Source organism: Citrobacter rodentium NBRC 105723 = DSM 16636 (assembly GCF_021278985.1).
Taxonomy (GTDB): domain Bacteria; phylum Pseudomonadota; class Gammaproteobacteria; order Enterobacterales; family Enterobacteriaceae; genus Citrobacter_A; species Citrobacter_A rodentium.
In genome coordinates this window covers 3,007,614-3,026,096 of sequence record NZ_CP082833.1, presented here as the reverse complement: position 1 = coordinate 3,026,096, position 18,483 = coordinate 3,007,614, and the positions used below count along the sequence as shown (strand labels likewise).

The following is an 18,483-nucleotide window of genomic DNA, read 5'->3' as shown; positions in this document are numbered from 1 at the left end:
CTCAGGCGCGGGTAACAGGCGCCGGAGTGTCCAGCGTCTCCATTAACGACTGAGGTTCGCCGATCAGGAATCCCTGCATATAGTCAATGCCCAGCGAGGCGACCGCGCTGCGGATCTCCTCGCTTTCGACAAATTCAGCCACCACCTGCATTTTTTTCATTCGCGCCAGATGGCAAATAGAAGCGACGATCTGGTAGTCGAGGCTATTCGAAATCATATTGCGGATAAAGCTGCCATCAATCTTCAGGATGTCAGCATTAATATCCTTCAGCCTTGCATAACTGGCGTAGCCAGTACCGAAATCATCAATTGCGATGCGACAGCCCAACTGCTGTAAATCTCTAAGCGTCGCCTGTGCCTGTTCGGCATTTAACAGCGCATAGCTCTCCGTAACCTCGAAGATCAGCTGCCATGCTTCAATCTGGTATTTGCTCAGTAGCTTACTGACTTCGCGAGAAAAATTAGCCCGACATATCGACGGCGCCGACAGATTCAGCGCGAAGCGGCGGGCCGGCATCGCGGCGCGATGTTCCGCCATAAAACGCAGCGTATGTTCAATTACCCACAGATCGATGCGCGAGGCTAAGCCAAATTCATGCGCGACGGGTAAAAAGACCTCAGGCTGGATCACCTCTCCTTCCTCGTCCTGCAAACGCAGCAGGACCTCATGGAAGATGTCGCCCCGGATCCCCTGGATGGGCTGGGCCACCAGGCAAAAAAGATCGTGCTCCAGCGCGTGTTGCAGATGATTCATCATCTTCACTTTGTCTTTCAGATTGCGCTGCAGGTTCATCGCGCCGCGACGCTCCAGATTCTCCGGCGAATTGGTCATAACGGACAGTTCAGCGATGGTGCTCATTTCGCCCAGCAGCAGAGAGATATGGCTGACCGGCGAACGAACATAGCAGTAGCTGACCCCAACCTGCGGCTGGAAGGACATGCCGTCCCAGATAAAACGAAACTGCTTAATATACTCGTCGAGGGCTTCAATACGCTGCTGGTGCGACTCTGTATTTAAGCGCAGCAGCAGATCGGGACCGGACATCTGGTAAACGCTCTCTCCCGGCCCGAGCTTTTCGGTTATCCAGTGCGAGAGCTGCTGCTTGTACTGGATGCGCAACATTATGCCGTAATGCTTTACCAGAATTTCCAGTTCAGGAACATGCAGGAAGCACAGCGCTGACCAGGGCGCGCTTCTCAGATCACGATTCAGGGCGCGCAGATTCGGAAGATGGACCACAGGGTCAAGAAAAGCAAGACGCCGGGCGCGGCCATTTACGGTTCGCTGACGCGTTGCCAACACCGCAATGTAATTGACAATAAAGGAAAAAACCAGAAAGCTTGAGGAGGTAATCGCCAGCTGCACGTCGTAACCGGCATAATAAGGGGTGTAGCTCTGATAATGGCAAATCGCAATAATCAGAACCGGCGTCCAGACCAGCGAAATAAAGCGATAACCATAGCGCATCGCCCCCCATAACATCACCGGCAGTAATAAAGATAATGTATAATTTGTACTAAAGATGGAGCTGTTGACATTCAGCGGCATGCATAACAAGGTCATTAAGACGGTAAGCACCAGCAGCCAAATAACCACTTCGGTTTTTGTCACTTTGCGATCAAACTGTAATTTCAGCTGCGAATAATAACCACGCAAATGAAAAGGGTTACGAATAACGCGCAGGATGAAATAAAAGATCGGCACGCCAATTAAATTCCCCACCAGTATCCCCTGGTAGTTAATTAATGCGTTGATATTAAAAGGGCTTCCGCCCATCAGACTCAGTCTGCTTTCATACATCCCGACAAAAGCGGCAAACTGAAACAGCAGCAGAAACAGGGTGGCGGAACAGAATACCTGCCAGAAAATGCGCTGAAAAACCAGCCGTGGTACCCCGTGCGAGACAGCGTTGCGCCGGGGATTAAAAACGCGATAGCCCCCCCAACTGAGCACGATAGCAAACAGGAAATGGGCAATGGCGGGCAGGGTTTCCGCCAGACCAATCTGTGGATATTTGCGAATGAATATCGCCAGCACGATGCCGGGAAGGGCCGCCCAGCTGAAAAAGACCATCATACTCATCATTAACGCTAATGAGAGATAGATCAGCGCCACATCTCCGGAAGCGACATGGGCATAAGTATTAAGTTGGCTCACTATCGGCAGCATGAGCGGGGGTAAAATCAGAGGAAGTCCCCACCACTTATCTCTGAACGCGATATATTTTTTATTCAGTCTCATAGGTGCTCAGCAGAAACCCTATAATCCCGGCAGGGTTTTATCAGACAGGCATCCCACCTGACTCTAGAAATATGATGAAAAATTCATCCAGCATGTAGCACCGATTTTAGTTGCCAGTGGAAAGCAAATTTTGACACACATCAAATAATTCCTCCCCTACTAATCAAAAACCACCTTTATTTCCTTCCGTTATCATTAAGTTATTATTAATGTAAATAAGGAAATTAACTTCCATAACAATGCTTCATAGTACGATTGACGCTTTTTTACATAATCAAGAATTGACCATTGTGGCGCAGTGTGCCTTAATGAGCCTGTCGCCCGCATGGGCTTCTTCTAAGGAACCTTTTGTGAGTCAGGCAACCAGTATGCGAAAACGACATCGATTTAACAGTCGCATGACCCGTATCGTATTGCTTATCAGCTTTATCTTCTTCTTTGGACGCTTCGTCTACTCTTCTATCGGTGCCTGGCACCACCATCAGGATAAAAAAGACGCTCAGCAGTCCAGCCTCTCTGTCGAAACACCTGCACAACGTTAATGCTTCGAATGCCTTTCGCTTTCAGGCCCGTGCTGAACGTTTGGCTTTATGATTACGCTACCAAGCCGGCGATAGCCTGACGGTCTGCCCGACAGCTTTAGCGGCATTACCTGTAGTTTCACCAGAGAACAGCTAAGATTTTTGCAGCATTGACTGGAAATAGCCTGTTTCAATACCAGCGATAAATATCTCCTGCCGTTAGCCGCTCCCTGACAGTTCATCATGGTCATAAAGAAAAAACCCCTGTAAAAACAGGGGGCTGATACTATTTTGCCTTATCTCGAACAGCAGGAGAGTAACTGCTTACTCCCACTCAATGGTCGCTGGCGGCTTACCGCTGATGTCATACACCACCCGGGAGATACCGTTGACTTCGTTAATGATGCGGTTAGAGACACGGCCCAGGAAATCATACGGCAGATGCGCCCAGTGGGCGGTCATAAAGTCGATGGTTTCCACGGCGCGCAGGGAGACAACCCAGTCGTATTTACGACCGTCGCCCATCACGCCAACGGAGCGAACCGGCAAGAAGACGGTAAACGCCTGGCTGACCTTATTGTAGAGATCCGCTTTATGCAGTTCTTCAATAAAGATAGCGTCGGCACGACGCAGCAGGTCGCAATACTCTTTCTTCACTTCGCCCAGTACGCGAACGCCCAGTCCCGGCCCCGGGAACGGGTGACGGTAGAGCATGTCGTACGGCAGACCCAGCTCAAGGCCAATCTTACGCACTTCGTCTTTGAACAGCTCTTTCAGCGGCTCAACCAGCCCCATCTTCATCTCTTTCGGCAGGCCGCCGACGTTATGGTGAGATTTGATGACGTGCGCTTTACCGGTAGCGGAGGCGGCAGACTCGATAACGTCCGGATAAATAGTGCCCTGCGCCAGCCATTTAACGTCTTCCAGCTTCAGCGCTTCTTCGTCGAACACTTCCACAAAGACGCGACCGATGATCTTACGCTTCGCTTCCGGATCGTTCTCACCTTTTAGCGCCGCCAGGAAGCGTTCTTCAGCCGGAACGTGAACGATGTTCAGGCCAAAATGGTCGCCAAACATATCCATTACCTGCTGGGCTTCGTTGAGGCGCAGCAGACCATTATCAACGAAAACGCAGGTCAGGTTTTTACCGATGGCGCGGTGCAGCAGCATCGCGGTAACGGAAGAGTCAACGCCGCCGGAAAGACCGAGGATCACTTTGTCATCACCGACCTGCTGGCGAATACGCTCAACGGCGTCGTCAATGATTTTAGCCGGGGTCCACAGCGCTTCACACTGGCAGATGTCGCGCACGAAGCGCTCCAGCATACGCATCCCCTGACGGGTGTGGGTCACTTCCGGGTGGAACTGTACGCCGTAGAAGCGTTTTTCTTCGTTGGCCATAATGGCGAACGGGCAGCTTTCAGTGCTGGCGACGGTAACGAAGTCTGACGGAATAGCCGTCACTTTGTCACCGTGGCTCATCCAGACGTCGAGCAGCGGTTTGCCGTCGGCGGTCAGGGAGTCTTCAATGCCGCGAACCAGCGCGCTGTCGTTCACGACTTCCACCTGCGCGTAGCCGAACTCACGCTCGCTGGAACCTTCAACATGGCCGCCAAGCTGCATAGCCATGGTCTGCATACCGTAGCAGACGCCGAAGACCGGTACGCCAGCCTCAAAAACGTACTGCGGCGCGCGCGGGCTATTTTCCTCGGTGGTGCTTTCCGGTCCGCCGGAAAGAATAATACCGCTGGGATTAAATTCACGAATCTGTGCTTCAGTCACATCCCATGCCCACAGCTCGCAATACACTCCCAGTTCACGCACGCGACGTGCGACCAGTTGAGTGTACTGCGATCCGAAATCAAGGATGAGAATGCGATGCTTGTGGATATTGTCTGTCATTGACGCTAATTCCGAGGCAAATGAAACCAAAAAAAGCGCCCGTCAGGGCGCGTAAACGAATCAGGAGCCCAGACGGTAGTTCGGGGACTCTTTGGTGATGGTGACGTCATGAACGTGGCTTTCCTGAATCCCCGCTCCGCTGATACGAACGAATTCCGCCTGCGTACGCAGCGCGTCGATAGTACCACAGCCGGTCAGCCCCATACAGGAGCGCAGGCCGCCCATCTGCTGGTGAATGATCTCTTTCAGGCGGCCTTTATAAGCGACGCGGCCCTCGATACCTTCCGGCACCAGCTTGTCAGCGGCGTTATCGCTCTGGAAGTAGCGGTCGGATGAACCTTTCGACATCGCGCCCAGCGAACCCATACCGCGGTAGGATTTGTAAGAACGGCCCTGATAAAGTTCGATTTCACCCGGAGATTCTTCCGTACCGGCCAGCATTGAGCCGACCATCACCGCGCTGGCGCCTGCGGCGATCGCTTTTGCGATGTCGCCAGAGAAACGGATGCCGCCATCGGCGATAACCGGAATGCCGGTGCCTTCCAGCGCTTCAACCGCGTCGGAAACGGCGGTGATCTGCGGAACGCCGACGCCGGTGACGATACGGGTGGTGCAGATGGAGCCAGGACCGATGCCCACTTTCACCGCGCTGCAACCCGCTTCAGCCAGCGCGCGAGCGCCCGCGCCGGTCGCCACGTTGCCGCCGATGATTTGCAGATCCGGATATTTTGCCCGGGTTTCACGAATACGTTGCAGAACGCCTTCGGAGTGACCGTGCGAGGAGTCGATCAGCAGCACGTCGACGCCTGCCGCCACCAGCGCGTCAACGCGTTCTTCGTTGCCCGCGCCCGCGCCAACCGCCGCGCCCACGCGCAGACGCCCCTTCTCATCTTTACAGGCGTTCGGTTTACGTTCTGCTTTCTGGAAATCTTTCACGGTGATCATACCGATCAGATGGAAGTTGTCGTCGACAACCAGTGCCTTTTCGACACGTTTTTCATGCATTTTCGCCAGCACGACTTCGCGGGATTCGCCTTCGCGGACGGTTACCAGACGCTCTTTCGGCGTCATGTAGACGCTTACCGGCTGGCTCAGATCGGTCACGAAACGCACGTCACGACCGGTGATAATCCCCACCAGTTCGTTGTCGGCAGTGACAACCGGATAGCCTGCAAAACCGTTGCGCTCGGTCAGTTCTTTTACTTCGCGCAGAGTGGTGGTCGGCAGAACGGTCTGCGGGTCGGTCACCACGCCAGATTCATGTTTCTTCACGCGCATAACTTCTTCCGCCTGGCGCTCGATGGACATGTTTTTATGGATAAAACCGATGCCGCCTTCCTGTGCCAGAGCAATTGCAAGGCGCGCTTCAGTCACGGTATCCATCGCTGCGGAGAGCATCGGAATGTTCAGGCGAATGGTTTTCGTCAACTGCGTGCTGAGATCGGCAGTATTCGGCAGAACGGTGGAGTGAGCGGGAACGAGGAGGACGTCGTCAAACGTCAAAGCTTCTTTAGCGATACGTAGCATGGCAATATCTCTGACCTGGGGGTGGATAAATATTGCCGTGGCATTATACAGAGCGTAACCGATTGCATCCACACTTTTTTGCAAAAAAACCTTGCGATCCCCGGTAAGCGGGTTACTATCGACTGAATAACCTGCTGATTTAGAATTTGATCCCGCTCACATGTTATCCTCGCCGAACTCCACCATTTTTACCGTAAGCCGCCTCAATCAGACGGTTCGTCTGCTGTTAGAACAGGAGATGGGTCAGGTCTGGATCAGCGGCGAGATCTCTAATTTTTCGCAGCCTGCCTCCGGCCACTGGTATTTTACCCTGAAAGATGACGCCGCCCAGGTGCGCTGCGCAATGTTTCGCAACAGCAACCGCCGGGTGACCTTCCGTCCGCAGCACGGACAGCAGGTGCTGGTACGCGCCAGTATTACGCTCTACGAACCGCGCGGCGATTACCAGATTATCGTAGAGAGTATGCAGCCGGCGGGTGAAGGTCTGCTCCAGCAGAAATATGAACAGCTCAAAGCTAAACTTCAGGCGGAAGGGTTGTTCGACCAGCAGCACAAGCAGCCGCTCCCCTCCCCCGCGCACTGCGTTGGCGTGATCACCTCGAAAACCGGCGCTGCGCTGCATGATATCCTGCAGGTGCTCAAACGGCGCGATCCGTCACTGCCGGTGATAATTTATCCGACCGCCGTTCAGGGCGACGACGCGCCGGGGCAAATCGTGCGCGCCATCGAACTGGCGAACCGGCGCAGTGAGTGCGACGTACTGATCGTCGGGCGCGGCGGCGGCTCGCTGGAAGATCTGTGGAGCTTTAACGACGAGCGGGTGGCGCGGGCTATTTTTGCCAGCCGCATTCCGGTGGTCAGCGCCGTCGGGCATGAAACGGACGTTACGATTGCCGATTTCGTCGGCGATCTGCGCGCCCCGACCCCTTCCGCCGCCGCCGAAATGGTCAGCCGCAACCAGCAGGAACTGTTACGACAAATTCAGTCCGTCCAGCAGCGCCTCGGGATGGCGATGGATTATTTCCTCGCCAGCCGCCATCGTCGCTTTACGCAGCTGCATCACCGTCTGCAACAGCAGCATCCGCAGCTGCGCCTGGCGCGGCAGCAGACGGCGCTGGATCGGCTGCGCCAGCGGCTGAATGTCGCCATAGACAGCCAGCTTAAGCGCACCAACCAGCGCCAGCTCCGTCTGTTGCAACGACTGAACCACCATCATCCCCAGCCGCGTATTCATCGGGCGCAGAGCCGGATCCAGCAGCTGGAATACCGTCTGGCGGAAAACATCCGCGCGCGCCTGAGCGCAACGCGCGAACGTTTCGGCAACGCGGTGACGCACCTCGAAGCGGTCAGCCCGCTCTCCACGCTGGCGCGTGGCTACAGTGTATCCACCGCCACCGATGGCAAGATACTGAAAAAAGTCAACCAGGTAAAAGCGGGCGATGTGATGACCACACGGCTGGCGGATGGCTGGGTGGAAAGTGAAGTCACCGCCGTCAAAGCAGCGAAAAAATCCCGTCAGCGTAAAAGCGGCTAATTTTCACACTATACTGCTGTTATTGCTTTTTTATTTGGCCTTGCCAGAATTAAGGAGAGCAGCATGACCCACGGTTACAGTGTTATTCCCCCCTATATCCTGCGACGCATTATCGAGACGGGATCCGCACCTCAGCAGCAGTGCGCCCGGCAAACCTTAAGCCATGTGCAAACGCTGATGGCGCATATGCCGGGCAAGCCCGCAGCGCCGCATGTCAATAAAAGCGGGCAGCTTGAGCGCGATATCTATGATGCACAACAGACCCAGGAGCTACCCGGTAAGCAGGTGCGCTATGAAGGCCACCCTTCCAGTGGCGATGTGGCGGTAGATGAAGCCTATGACTATCTCGGCATAACGCATGAGTTCTTCTGGAAAAACTGGCAGCGCGACTCTTTAGACAATAAAGGACTCATTCTCACCGGCACGGTACATTACGGACGCGAATATCAGAATGCCTTCTGGAACGGTCAGCAGATGGTGTTCGGGGACGGTGATGGCGAAATTTTTAACCGTTTTACGATTGCCATTGACGTCGTGGCCCATGAGCTGGCGCATGGGATCACCGAATCGGAGGCCGGGCTGATCTACTTTGAGCAGGCCGGAGCGCTGAATGAATCAGTTTCGGATGTGTTTGGTGCGCTGGTGAAGCAATACCATCTGGGACAAACTGCCGACCAGGCCGACTGGCTGATCGGCGAAGGGCTGCTGGCGGAAGGTATCAACGGCCAGGGATTGCGCTCCATGTCGGCTCCGGGCACCGCCTATGACGATCCGCTGCTCGGTAAAGATCCCCAGCCAGCGCACATGCGCGATTTTATCAAAACCCGGGAAGATAACGGCGGCGTTCACCTCAATTCCGGCATTCCTAACCGGGCGTTCTATCTGGCGGCAACGGCGCTGGGCGGTTACGCGTGGGAAAAAGCGGGCTATGCCTGGTATGACACCGTCTGCGACCGGCAGCTGGCGCAGGACGCCGACTTCATTGATTTCGCGCGCTTAACGATTCATCACGCTGAAAAACGCAGCGGCAGGGAAGCGGCGCAGGCGATTGAAGAGGCGTGGAAAGCCACAGGAGTGATGTGAATGGACATGCCTGAATTCACCGATGATACGGTGGTGGAAGTGGCGCGGGAAGGCGGCGTCGCGTATATCCCAAGCCTGAGCAGACAGCGCAGGATCGCGCTGGCAAGGCTCTCTGAAGCCCAACGCCAGCGCGTCGCGGATATTCTCCGCCAAAGCCTCTCCGTCGGCACACCGCTAGGCCAGAAAGATTCGCCGGGCCGTGGCGATCAGCGCTACTTTCGCGTTCAGATCGTCTGGACGCAGCATAATCAGGCGGGTTATGCCGATATTATCGTGCTGGTGCCGGAAAACGATGCGCCGCCTTCGCTTATTGAACTCTGGCAAAAAGGGGAAGGCTGCGTCTGCGATTAATTGCGCGTGAGAACAAACTCAACGCGTTTTTTCGAGATCAGTCCGTGCCCCTGCTGGCAGAAATAGTCCACCGCGCCGCAGGCTTTCAGGACCTGTAACGGCTGTTGACAGTCCGGGCATCGCGCCTCAAGCGCATAGTCGGCATTACACGCGGGGCAGTGCGCGATGTCGCCGTTGCGTTCCAGCGAATTTTGACACTCCGGACAGGTGAGTTCCATAGCAGTCTCCGTATCTGGATATGCGCCCTCTCAACAGAGAGGGCTTTGGTGATTACTTACTTTTTTTAATATGTTTAATCAAACGCTTGCGCTTGCGCATCTGCGTTGGGGTCAGCGTATTGCGCTTGTTGGCGTACGGGTTTTCCCCTTCCTTGAACTGGATGCGGATCGGCGTCCCCATTACCTCCAGCGACTTACGGAAGTAGTTCATCAGATAACGCTTGTAGGAATCCGGCAGGTCTTTAACCTGGTTACCGTGGATCACCACAATCGGCGGATTATAGCCACCGGCGTGGGCATATTTCAGCTTCACGCGGCGTCCGCGCACCAGCGGCGGCTGGTGATCTTCCACCGCCATCGTCATGATGCGGGTCAGCATTGCGGTGCTGACGCGGCGGGTGGAGCTGTCATAGGCTTCACGTACGGATTCAAACAGGTTGCCGACGCCGCTGCCGTGCAGGGCGGAAATAAAGTGAACGCGCGCAAAATCGATGAAGCCCAGACGGAAGTCCAGCGTCTCTTTTACCTGCTCCTTCACTTCCTGGCTCAGTCCGTCCCACTTGTTCACAACAATCACAAGTGAGCGCCCACTATTGAGAATGAAGCCCAGCAGCGACAGATCCTGGTCGGAAATCCCTTCGCGGGCGTCAATCACCAGCAGCACGACATTAGCGTCTTCAATCGCCTGCAGCGTCTTGATAACCGAAAATTTCTCTACCGCATCGGTGATCTTGCCGCGCTTACGCACGCCTGCGGTATCAATCAGCACATACTCACGCTCATCGCGCTCCATCGGGATGTAGATGCTGTCGCGGGTGGTGCCGGGCATGTCATAAACCACCACGCGATCTTCGCCGAGAATACGATTAGTGAGCGTAGACTTACCCACGTTCGGGCGACCGACTATCGCCAGCTTAATCGGCAAATCCTGCGGATTGAAGTCATCTTCCGGCTCTTCTTCGCCGTTCTCGTCGGCCTCAAACTGCGCCCAGTATTCAGCGTCTTCGTCCACCTCTTCCTGCGGCGCGACATCGTCCATCCACGGCAGCAGCACATGTTCCAGCAGGCTGAGAACGCCGCGGCCATGCGAGGCGGCAATCGGGTGAATTTCCCCCAGACCCAAGGAATAGAAGTCAACAACCGCCTGATCCGGATCGAGTCCGTCAGTTTTGTTGGCAACGAGGAAGGTCGGTTTCTCACGGGAGCGTAAATGCCGGGCAATCGCTTCATCCGCCGGCATCAGGCCCGCGCGCGCATCCACCATAAACAGCACCACGTCCGCTTCTTCAATCGCCAGCAGCGACTGTTCCGCCATCCGGGTTTCCACCCCTTCTTCGGTGCCGTCAATGCCGCCGGTATCAATACAGATAAACTCGCGGCCTTCAACTTCCGCACGACCGTACTTACGGTCACGAGTCAGACCCGGGAAATCCGCAACCAGCGCATCCCGGGTACGGGTTAGACGGTTAAATAACGTGGATTTTCCGACGTTAGGGCGCCCGACAAGCGCGACCACAGGTACCATGTTTAAAGCCTCATTTTATAAATCATCAGACAGCGAACGCGATTTTTGCGCCGCTGTTAAAAACAGGAAAACGGCCCCTGCGCCAGGAGCCGTTTTTTAAAGCGTACGACCGGGACGATTAACGCGTAATCGAGTACACGGTCCCGTCTTTTGCCTGGATCAGCAGTTTACCATCGGCAGAGACCGGTTCGGTCTGGAAGCCGGAGCCGTCAAGCTCCTGCTGGGCCACAAAGCGGCCATCGTCAACGTTAATCCAGTGCAGGTAGCCTTCGCTGTCGCCAACGACCAGGTTGCCGTTATACAGCACCGGAGAGGTCAGCAGACGGTGCAGCAGATCGCTTTGCGTCCACAGCGTCACGCCGCCGTCAGTGGTCAGCGCCAGAATGCGATCATTCTGATCCACCAGATAAATGCGATCGCCTTCCACGATAAAGTCGTTCACTGAACCCAGTTCACGCTTCCACATAATCTGGCCGCTGCGCAGATCCAGCGCCGTCAGGTTACCATTATACGCCAGCGCGTAAACGACGCCGTTAACGATAACCGGAGTGGTATCCACATCGCTCAGGCGGTCGATTTCCGTCGAGCCGGTGGCCTGAGAAATACGCTGCTGCCAAATCATCTGCCCCTGCTGCATCAGCACGGCGCTCACGCGGCCATTATCGCCGCCGACAATCGCAGCGCCGAAAGCCGTCGCCGGCGCGGATTCACCGCGCAGTGACAGGGAAGGCATGTCCAGGTTGACGGTCCACTTAATCGCGCCATCCGCTTCGTTCAGCGCCTGTAGCTGACCGTTGCTGGTGTGAACCAGCACCAGGCCATCGCTGACCACCGGACGCGACAGCGCTTCGCCCGCCACTTTGGTTTGCCATGCAACGGTGCCATCCGCGGCGTTCAGCGCATACACCTGCGCTTTTTCACTGCCGAGGTAAACATGACCGCCGGCAACGGTGACGCCACCGGACAACAGCGCAGGCGTGCGGGAGAACCAGCCATCTTTCTCGTTCAGATTAACCGACCAGATCTCTTTGCCGTCATCGGCATTCAACGCTTTCACCACGCCCGCGCGATCGGCGGCATAAACCACGTTATCCGCCAGCGCAGGATGCAGGTTGGAATAGAAATCACCGATACCATTGCCTACAGAAGCGCTCCAGGCAGTAGACGGGGTAAACTGATTTTCAACCACCGGTAAGGGGGACATTTTAACAACGTCTTCTTCGCCGCTAAACAGTGAACAGCCGCTCAACAGGGTAACGGAAAGCAGTCCTGGCAGAAGTAATTTACGCAATTGCATCGGGTCCCTCTCAGATGGACAAATTATTGATTTTCATCTGCAACATTTCGCTCAGCGCCGGGGAGGCTTTGCTGTTAACGCCCGCTTCCCATGCACTACGCGCACCTTGCTTGTCGCCTTTGCTCAGCAACGCTTCGCCACGCAGATCGGCAACAATGGCTGCCCATCCTTCCCCCTTGATGGTATCAAGGGTTTTCAGCGCGGTATCCGCCTGCTTAAGCTGCACCTGGACGCGAGCCAGACGCAGTGAAATCACCGCCTTCAGGTTCTCATCACTGGTGGCGGCCAGCCCTTGCTGAAGCTGAGCGACGGCTTTATCAAGCTGACTGCGCTCGACAAACTGCTGCGCCAGCTCCATCGACGCCAGCGCGCCGTAGGTGTTTTTATTCTCTGCGGCAAATTTTTCCGCCGTCGTCAGATTTTCAGCTTTGCCCGCATTGAGCGAACTGACGACGTTCTGGTATGACAGAGAAGCAGAGCGTGCGGACTCTGTCTGATGGCTGGTCCAGTAGCGCCAGCCAATCAGCGCGCCAACCCCTAAAATCACCCCAACGGCCAGGGCTTTGCCGTTCTCAGCAAAGAAGCGTTTAATCGCCTCAACCTGGTCGTTTTCGTTCTCGTACATTTCCACGCTGTCCTTCTCCTTAAGCCATTAACGTGCGCAAATGCGTTGCAACGCTATCCTGGGCAACCGCAGTTTGCTCACCGGAGCGCAAATCTTTCACTACCACCGTACCGGCAGCCACTTCGGACTCGCCAAGCACCAGCGCAATGCGGGCGCCCCACTTATCAGCACGGGCAAACTGTTTCTTAAAGTTACCGCCGCCGTGGTTGGTCATCAGCTTCACGCCCGGAAGTTCATCACGCAGACGCTCCGCCAGCGTCATCGCCGCAGACTGCGTATCCGCGCCTGAAGCCACCAGGTATATATCGACAACAGGATCGGCAGTAAATTCCGGATTAACTGCCTGAACCAGTAAAACGAGGCGCTCAAGGCCCATCGCGAAACCTACCGCCGGCGTTGGGCGACCGCCGAGCTGCTCCACCAGGCCGTCATAGCGGCCCCCGGCGCAGACGGTTCCCTGGGAACCCAGGCTGCTGGTGACCCATTCAAACACGGTACGGTTGTAATAGTCCAGGCCGCGAACCAGCCGCTGATTAACGGTATAGGCAATGCCTGCGGCTTCCAGCAGCCTGCACAGACCGGCAAAGTGTTCGCGGGAGTCATCATCAAGGTAGTCGCCAAGCTGCGGCGCATCGTTGAGCAGCGCCTGCACCTGCGGATTCTTGGAGTCCAGCACGCGCAGCGGGTTGCTGTACATACGGCGCTTGCAGTCTTCGTCCAGCTTGTCGACGTGCTGCTCAAGGAAGGCCACCAGCGCATCGCGATAGTTAGCCCGCGCCTCCTGCGAACCGATGGAGTTCAGTTCCAGACTGACATGCTCCGCAATCCCCAGCGCACGCCACCAGCGGGCGGTGAGCATGATCAGCTCGGCATCGATATCCGGCCCCTGCAGACCAAAGGCTTCAGCGCCCAGCTGATGGAACTGGCGGTAGCGCCCTTTCTGCGGACGCTCGTGGCGGAACATCGGCCCGATGTACCACAGACGTTGTTCCTGATTGTACAGAAGACCATGCTCGATGCCGGCGCGTACACAGCCTGCCGTTCCTTCAGGACGCAGGGTCAGGCTGTCGCCGTTGCGGTCCTCAAAGGTGTACATCTCTTTTTCAACGACGTCAGTGACTTCACCAATCGCGCGTTTGAATAACGGGGTCTGCTCTACAATCGGCAAGCGGATCTCACTGTAACCGTAGCTGCCGAGCACGTTTTTGAGTGTGCCTTCAATGCGCTGCCAGATGGCGGTTTCGCCAGGCAGGTAATCGTTCATGCCGCGAATGGCTTGAATGTTTTTTGCCACGTTTATTCTCTTTCTGAATATAAAAATGAACCCTCAGCGCTTCCCCGAACGAGACGGGAGCCATGCGGGTTCAATCATACACGGGAAGCTAAGCGCTTCCCATCACGTTATTATTTTTCAACCTGCTGCACGTTAATGCGCTGCGCTTCATCGAGGATGGTCGCTTTGGCGCGAATGCGGGCTTCAAGCTGGTTAATCATATCGCTATTATCCAGACGATCCTTCCGCACGCCATCTTCATACAGACCACTTTTCTTATTGCCGCCGGTTACGCCCAGGGTGGAAACCAGCGCTTCGCCCGGACCGTTAACCACGCAGCCGATGATCGACACATCCATTGGCGTAATAATATCTTCCAGCCGCTGCTCCAGCGCGTTCACCGTGCCGATCACATCAAACTCCTGGCGTGAACAGGTCGGACAGGCGATAAAGTTGATGCCGCGCGAGCGAATGCGCAGGGATTTGAGAATATCAAAACCGACCTTGATCTCTTCCACCGGATCGGCGGCCAGCGAGACGCGCAGGGTATCGCCAATCCCTTCGGACAGCAGCAGTCCGAGGCCAATCGCCGATTTCACCGCGCCGCTGCGCGCGCCGCCGGCTTCGGTAATCCCCAGATGCAGCGGTTGTTCAATCTGGCGCGCCAGCAGGCGATAAGACTCAACGGCAAGAAAGACGTCGGAGGCTTTCACGCTGACCTTGAACTGGTCGAAATTCAGGCGATCGAGGTGATCCACATGGCGCATCGCTGACTCCAGCAGCGCCTGCGGCGTCGGTTCGCCATATTTTTCCTGCAGATCTTTTTCCAGCGACCCGGCGTTTACGCCGATACGGATAGGGATATTTTTGTCGCGCGCGCAATCCACCACCATGCGGATACGCTCTTCATTACCAATGTTGCCGGGGTTGATACGCAGGCAGTCGACGCCGTATTCCGCCACTTTCAGCGCAATACGGTAGTCGAAGTGAATGTCGGCCACCAGCGGCACAGAAACCTGTTGCTTGATCAGTTTGAACGCTTCTGCGGCATCCATCGTGGGGACGGAGACGCGAACGATATCAGCGCCGACGCGTTCCAGCGCTTTAATCTGATTGACCGTCGCTTCCACGTCCGTCGTCCGCGTATTGGTCATCGACTGTACGGCGATGGGAGCGCCATCGCCAATCGGCACATTCCCAACGTAAATACGCTTTGATTTTCTACGTTGAATTGGAGCCTGGTTATGCATGAAAAATCTCCCGCGTTACTCGTCTGTCACTGCGCCGGTGATTGTTCGGCATTCAGGGTCAGACGCGCAACCTGGTTAGTTCTGATAAAACGGCTCAGATCGACAGGTTTTCCTTGATACTGGATCTGCACCGCGGCCGGAGCGCCAATTTTAAGCTTATAAGGCGCCTGGCCGGTTAGGTTTAAATTGCCATCTTTGCGCTGCATGCCGCTGAATAATTTTTTGCCGGTCGCATCAGTCACTTCCAGCCAGCAGTCGGCGGTGAAGTTCATCACCAGCGCATTGGGATCGGCGGCAGGCGTCGTGGTGCCGGCCGGGTCGGTTGGCAGCGCGGTAGCGCCATCGGCAGGAGCTGGCGTAGCCGGGGCTGTCGTCGCGGTATCAACGTTAGCCTGTGAAGGCGGAACGACCGCATTCTGTTGCGCGCTGGCCGCAGGTGCTGTCGGCGTCGGTGCTGGCGTCTGCGCCGTTTCAGCCGGACCGGTAGAGGCTGGCGTATTATCCTGGCTTGCCGCGGCGCTGGTATCCAGCGGGACGCTCTGCCCATTGCCGCCGTTCGCGTTCAGTTCGGCGGAGGTTTGATCGGCCATCGTGGTGATCTCCTCCTGCTGGGCCTTATGGTTTTGCCACCACCAGGCGCCCGTCAGCCCGACAACCACAAACAGCACCAGCCAGGTAAAGGTCATTAACCAGCCATCGCGCTTTTTACGGCGTTTGCCTAAAGAGAAGCTCTGCATCGGCGCCACCTTCGCGGCACGGACAGGCGCCTGCTTTTCCAGGCCCGGCAGCAATTCTTCTTCAGGGATATGCACCAAACGCGCATAAGAGCGGATGTAACCGCGCAGGAAGGTTGAAGCGAGATCGGCTGGCGCCTTATCTTCTTCGATATCACGTACGGTAGACACCTTCAGGCAAAGTCGCTCAGCGACAGCCTGCTGGCTGAGTCCGAGTTGTTCACGGGCATTGCGCAGACGAACGCCGGTGGATTGTGCTTCATGTTGGTCGTGAGTGGCTTCAGTATTCATTCGCTACAGCTGCTGGTGAAAATTTGGGTTCTGGCGCCGGCGAGTCACAATGCTCACCCACACCGCGAAACATCTGGTCAGTTAACCTTAGTCAGACAGTATAAACCTGTCAGGTTACGCTTAACAAAAACAGCGCAGGCCCAAGGGCTAAACGCTTGTTGCGTCGTACATACTGCCTCAAAGTCGACAAAAACGCACCGTTATTATTGACCGCAGGAGTACAAGAAACGCCCTCATTCGAATTACCTTGCGCCACTGCACAAAAAAAGGGCAGTGGCGCATTGCCAGTCAGATAGCTTTAACCTCGATAGCCTCACCCTGCATGCGTTTGCGCAGGGTACGTTTGGTGCGGTCAATGACGTCGCCAGCCAGCTGTCCGCAGGCGGCATCAATGTCGTCGCCGCGGGTTTTACGCACAATGGTGGTAAAACCATAGCTCATCAGCACCTTCGAGAAACGATCGATACGGCTGTTGGAGCTACGTCCGTAAGGCGCGCCCGGGAACGGGTTCCACGGGATCAGGTTGATCTTGCATGGCGTATCTTTCAGCAGCTCCGCCAGCTGATGCGCATGTTCGGTCCCGTCATTAACGTGGTCGAGCATGACATATTCAATGGTGACGCGCCCCTGGTTGGCGTTGGATTTCTCCAGATAGCGGCGAACCGCAGCGAGAAAGGTTTCGATATTGTACTTCTTGTTGATAGGGACAATTTCGTCACGAATTTCGTCATTCGGCGCATGCAGCGAGATAGCCAGCGCGACGTCGATCATATCGCCCAATTTATCCAGCGCCGGCACCACGCCGGAAGTCGACAGGGTAACGCGACGTTTTGACAGGCCGAAACCGAAGTCGTCAAGCATGATTTCCATCGCCGGCACGACGTTGGTCAGGTTGAGCAGTGGTTCGCCCATCCCCATCATCACCACGTTGGTGATCGGACGCTGGCCGGTGACTTTCGCCGCGCCGACAATTTTCGCCGCGCGCCATACCTGGCCGATAATCTCGGAGACGCGCAGGTTGCGGTTAAACCCCTGCTGGGCGGTTGAACAGAACTTGCACTCCAGCGCACAGCCAACCTGTGAAGAGACGCACAGCGTGGCGCGATCGTCCTCCGGGATGTACACCGTTTCCACGCGCTGATCGCCAACGGCAATCGCCCATTTGATGGTGCCATCGGAGGAGCGCTGCTCTTCAACCACTTCGGGCGCGCGGATCTCCGCCACCTCTTTGAGCTTGTTACGCAGCACTTTGTTGATGTCGGTCATCTCATCAAAGTTGTCGCTGCAATAGTGATACATCCATTTCATCACCTGATCGGCACGAAACGGCTTCTCGCCCATCTCTTTAAAGAATTCGCGCATCTGCTGACGGTTCAGATCCAACAGGTTGATTTTTCCATTTTTATTGGGAACCGCAGGGGTGACGATTTCGGAGGTGTTAACTAATTCAGACATAATTTTTTCCGGCCTCGTTGTTACACGTTATGGCCCATGGGAGGTTGAAAAGAAACGCCCCGGTAAGCAGTGGCTCGTCCGGGGCGTTGCATTGTACAAAGTCTGGCGCAAGGATGCCACGTTTGCACGCGGCATTTAGAGAAAAATTATCCCCGGAAGAATTAACGTGTGCGAGCGCACACTTCGCCTTCGCCAAAGAAGAAGGCGATTTCACGTTTCGCCGACTCCAGCGAATCGGAGCCGTGGGTGCCGTTTTCAGTAAAGCTGTCCGCGTAGTCAGCACGCAGCGTACCTGCCAGCGCATTGGCCGGATTGGTGGCGCCCAGCAGATCGCGATGACGCTGTACCGCGTTTTCGCTTTCCAGTACGGAAACGACGATCGGGCCGGAGGTCATAAACTCAACCAGACCATCAAAGAACGGCTTGCCATCGTGCTCGGCATAAAAACCGCGCGCCTGCTCAACGGTCAGGTGCAGCATTTTGGTGCCGACAATTTTGAACCCTGCTGCTTCAAAGCGCGCAAAGATATTACCAATAACGTTTTTTGCCACCGCGTTTGGCTTGATGATGGAAAAAGTACGTTCAATAGCCATTATTAACCTCTGATTAGTGTTCTGTTGTTGTTTACCTGGCGCGGATTATAAAGAGCAAGCAG

At 55.6% G+C, this 18,483-nt stretch carries 16 protein-coding genes; 4 read left to right on the top strand and 12 right to left on the bottom strand.

The annotated features are described in order from the left end of the window. Nucleotide 1: 1 nt before the first annotated feature. Nucleotides 2-2,242, bottom strand: a complete 2,241-nt coding sequence (locus K7R23_RS14250) for a bifunctional diguanylate cyclase/phosphodiesterase (protein WP_012906629.1) — start codon at nucleotides 2,240-2,242, stop codon at nucleotides 2-4. 350 nt (nucleotides 2,243-2,592) lie between these two features. On the opposite strand from K7R23_RS14250, the gene K7R23_RS14245 reads away from it, so the two are divergent. Then, nucleotides 2,593-2,784, top strand: coding sequence for a YfgG family protein (locus K7R23_RS14245; RefSeq protein WP_012906630.1), 192 nt, complete (start codon nucleotides 2,593-2,595; stop codon nucleotides 2,782-2,784). 303 nt (nucleotides 2,785-3,087) lie between these two features. Here K7R23_RS14245 and guaA read toward each other — a convergent pair whose 3' ends face one another. Together guaA and guaB are read right to left on the bottom strand one after the other, a co-directional pair. After that, a complete protein-coding gene (guaA, locus tag K7R23_RS14240) occupies nucleotides 3,088-4,665 on the bottom strand; it encodes a glutamine-hydrolyzing GMP synthase (protein ID WP_012906631.1) in 1,578 nt (525 codons plus the stop codon). A gap of 60 nt (nucleotides 4,666-4,725) precedes the next feature. Next, nucleotides 4,726-6,192: an IMP dehydrogenase gene (gene guaB, locus K7R23_RS14235; protein WP_012906632.1), complete on the bottom strand. Its 1,467-nt coding sequence runs from the start codon at nucleotides 6,190-6,192 to the stop codon at nucleotides 4,726-4,728. 160 nt (nucleotides 6,193-6,352) lie between these two features. Here guaB and xseA point away from each other — a divergent pair, with 160 nt between their 5' ends. From xseA to K7R23_RS14220, 3 genes are all read left to right on the top strand, one after another. Further along, nucleotides 6,353-7,726, top strand: coding sequence for an exodeoxyribonuclease VII large subunit (gene xseA / locus K7R23_RS14230; RefSeq protein WP_012906633.1), 1,374 nt, complete (start codon nucleotides 6,353-6,355; stop codon nucleotides 7,724-7,726). Nucleotides 7,727-7,789: 63 nt separating this feature from the next. Further along, the gene (locus tag K7R23_RS14225; RefSeq protein ID WP_012906634.1) at nucleotides 7,790-8,809 is read left to right on the top strand and encodes a M4 family metallopeptidase; all 1,020 of its coding nucleotides are present in this window, start codon (nucleotides 7,790-7,792) and stop codon (nucleotides 8,807-8,809) included. Next, nucleotides 8,810-9,160 carry a protealysin inhibitor emfourin gene (locus K7R23_RS14220; protein ID WP_012906635.1) on the top strand — a complete coding sequence of 117 codons (351 nt, stop codon included), beginning with the start codon at nucleotides 8,810-8,812 and terminating at the stop codon, nucleotides 9,158-9,160. On the opposite strand, the gene K7R23_RS14215 is transcribed toward K7R23_RS14220, so the two are convergent. The 9 genes from K7R23_RS14215 to ndk all read right to left on the bottom strand — a co-directional run bounded on the left by K7R23_RS14215 (nucleotide 9,157) and on the right by ndk (nucleotide 18,421). Further along, nucleotides 9,157-9,378 (bottom strand): zinc ribbon domain-containing protein, encoded by a 222-nt coding sequence (locus K7R23_RS14215; protein WP_012906636.1) that lies wholly within the window; start codon nucleotides 9,376-9,378, stop codon nucleotides 9,157-9,159. The genes K7R23_RS14220 and K7R23_RS14215 overlap by 4 nt on opposite strands. Nucleotides 9,379-9,430: 52 nt before the next feature. Beyond that, nucleotides 9,431-10,903 (bottom strand): ribosome biogenesis GTPase Der, encoded by a 1,473-nt coding sequence (gene der, locus K7R23_RS14210; protein WP_012906637.1) that lies wholly within the window; start codon nucleotides 10,901-10,903, stop codon nucleotides 9,431-9,433. A gap of 118 nt (nucleotides 10,904-11,021) precedes the next feature. Further along, nucleotides 11,022-12,200 carry an outer membrane protein assembly factor BamB gene (gene bamB / locus K7R23_RS14205; protein WP_012906638.1) on the bottom strand — a complete coding sequence of 393 codons (1,179 nt, stop codon included), beginning with the start codon at nucleotides 12,198-12,200 and terminating at the stop codon, nucleotides 11,022-11,024. Between the two features lie 10 nt (nucleotides 12,201-12,210). Further along, complete coding sequence (locus K7R23_RS14200) at nucleotides 12,211-12,831, bottom strand: YfgM family protein (protein WP_012906639.1); 621 nt, start codon at nucleotides 12,829-12,831, stop codon at nucleotides 12,211-12,213. Nucleotides 12,832-12,844: 13 nt separating this feature from the next. Beyond that, nucleotides 12,845-14,119 carry a histidine--tRNA ligase gene (hisS, locus tag K7R23_RS14195; RefSeq protein WP_012906640.1) on the bottom strand — a complete coding sequence of 425 codons (1,275 nt, stop codon included), beginning with the start codon at nucleotides 14,117-14,119 and terminating at the stop codon, nucleotides 12,845-12,847. Nucleotides 14,120-14,229: 110 nt separating this feature from the next. Then, a complete protein-coding gene (ispG, locus tag K7R23_RS14190; RefSeq protein ID WP_012906641.1) occupies nucleotides 14,230-15,348 on the bottom strand; it encodes a flavodoxin-dependent (E)-4-hydroxy-3-methylbut-2-enyl-diphosphate synthase in 1,119 nt (372 codons plus the stop codon). A 26-nt stretch (nucleotides 15,349-15,374) separates the two neighbouring features. Beyond that, on the bottom strand, nucleotides 15,375-16,373 hold the full coding sequence (rodZ, locus tag K7R23_RS14185; protein ID WP_012906642.1) for a cytoskeleton protein RodZ: 999 nt from the start codon (nucleotides 16,371-16,373) through the stop codon (nucleotides 15,375-15,377). Nucleotides 16,374-16,661: 288 nt separating this feature from the next. After that, a complete protein-coding gene (rlmN, locus tag K7R23_RS14180) occupies nucleotides 16,662-17,828 on the bottom strand; it encodes a dual-specificity RNA methyltransferase RlmN (protein WP_012906643.1) in 1,167 nt (388 codons plus the stop codon). Between the two features lie 161 nt (nucleotides 17,829-17,989). After that, nucleotides 17,990-18,421, bottom strand: coding sequence for a nucleoside-diphosphate kinase (gene ndk, locus K7R23_RS14175; protein ID WP_012906644.1), 432 nt, complete (start codon nucleotides 18,419-18,421; stop codon nucleotides 17,990-17,992). Nucleotides 18,422-18,483 lie beyond the last annotated feature (62 nt).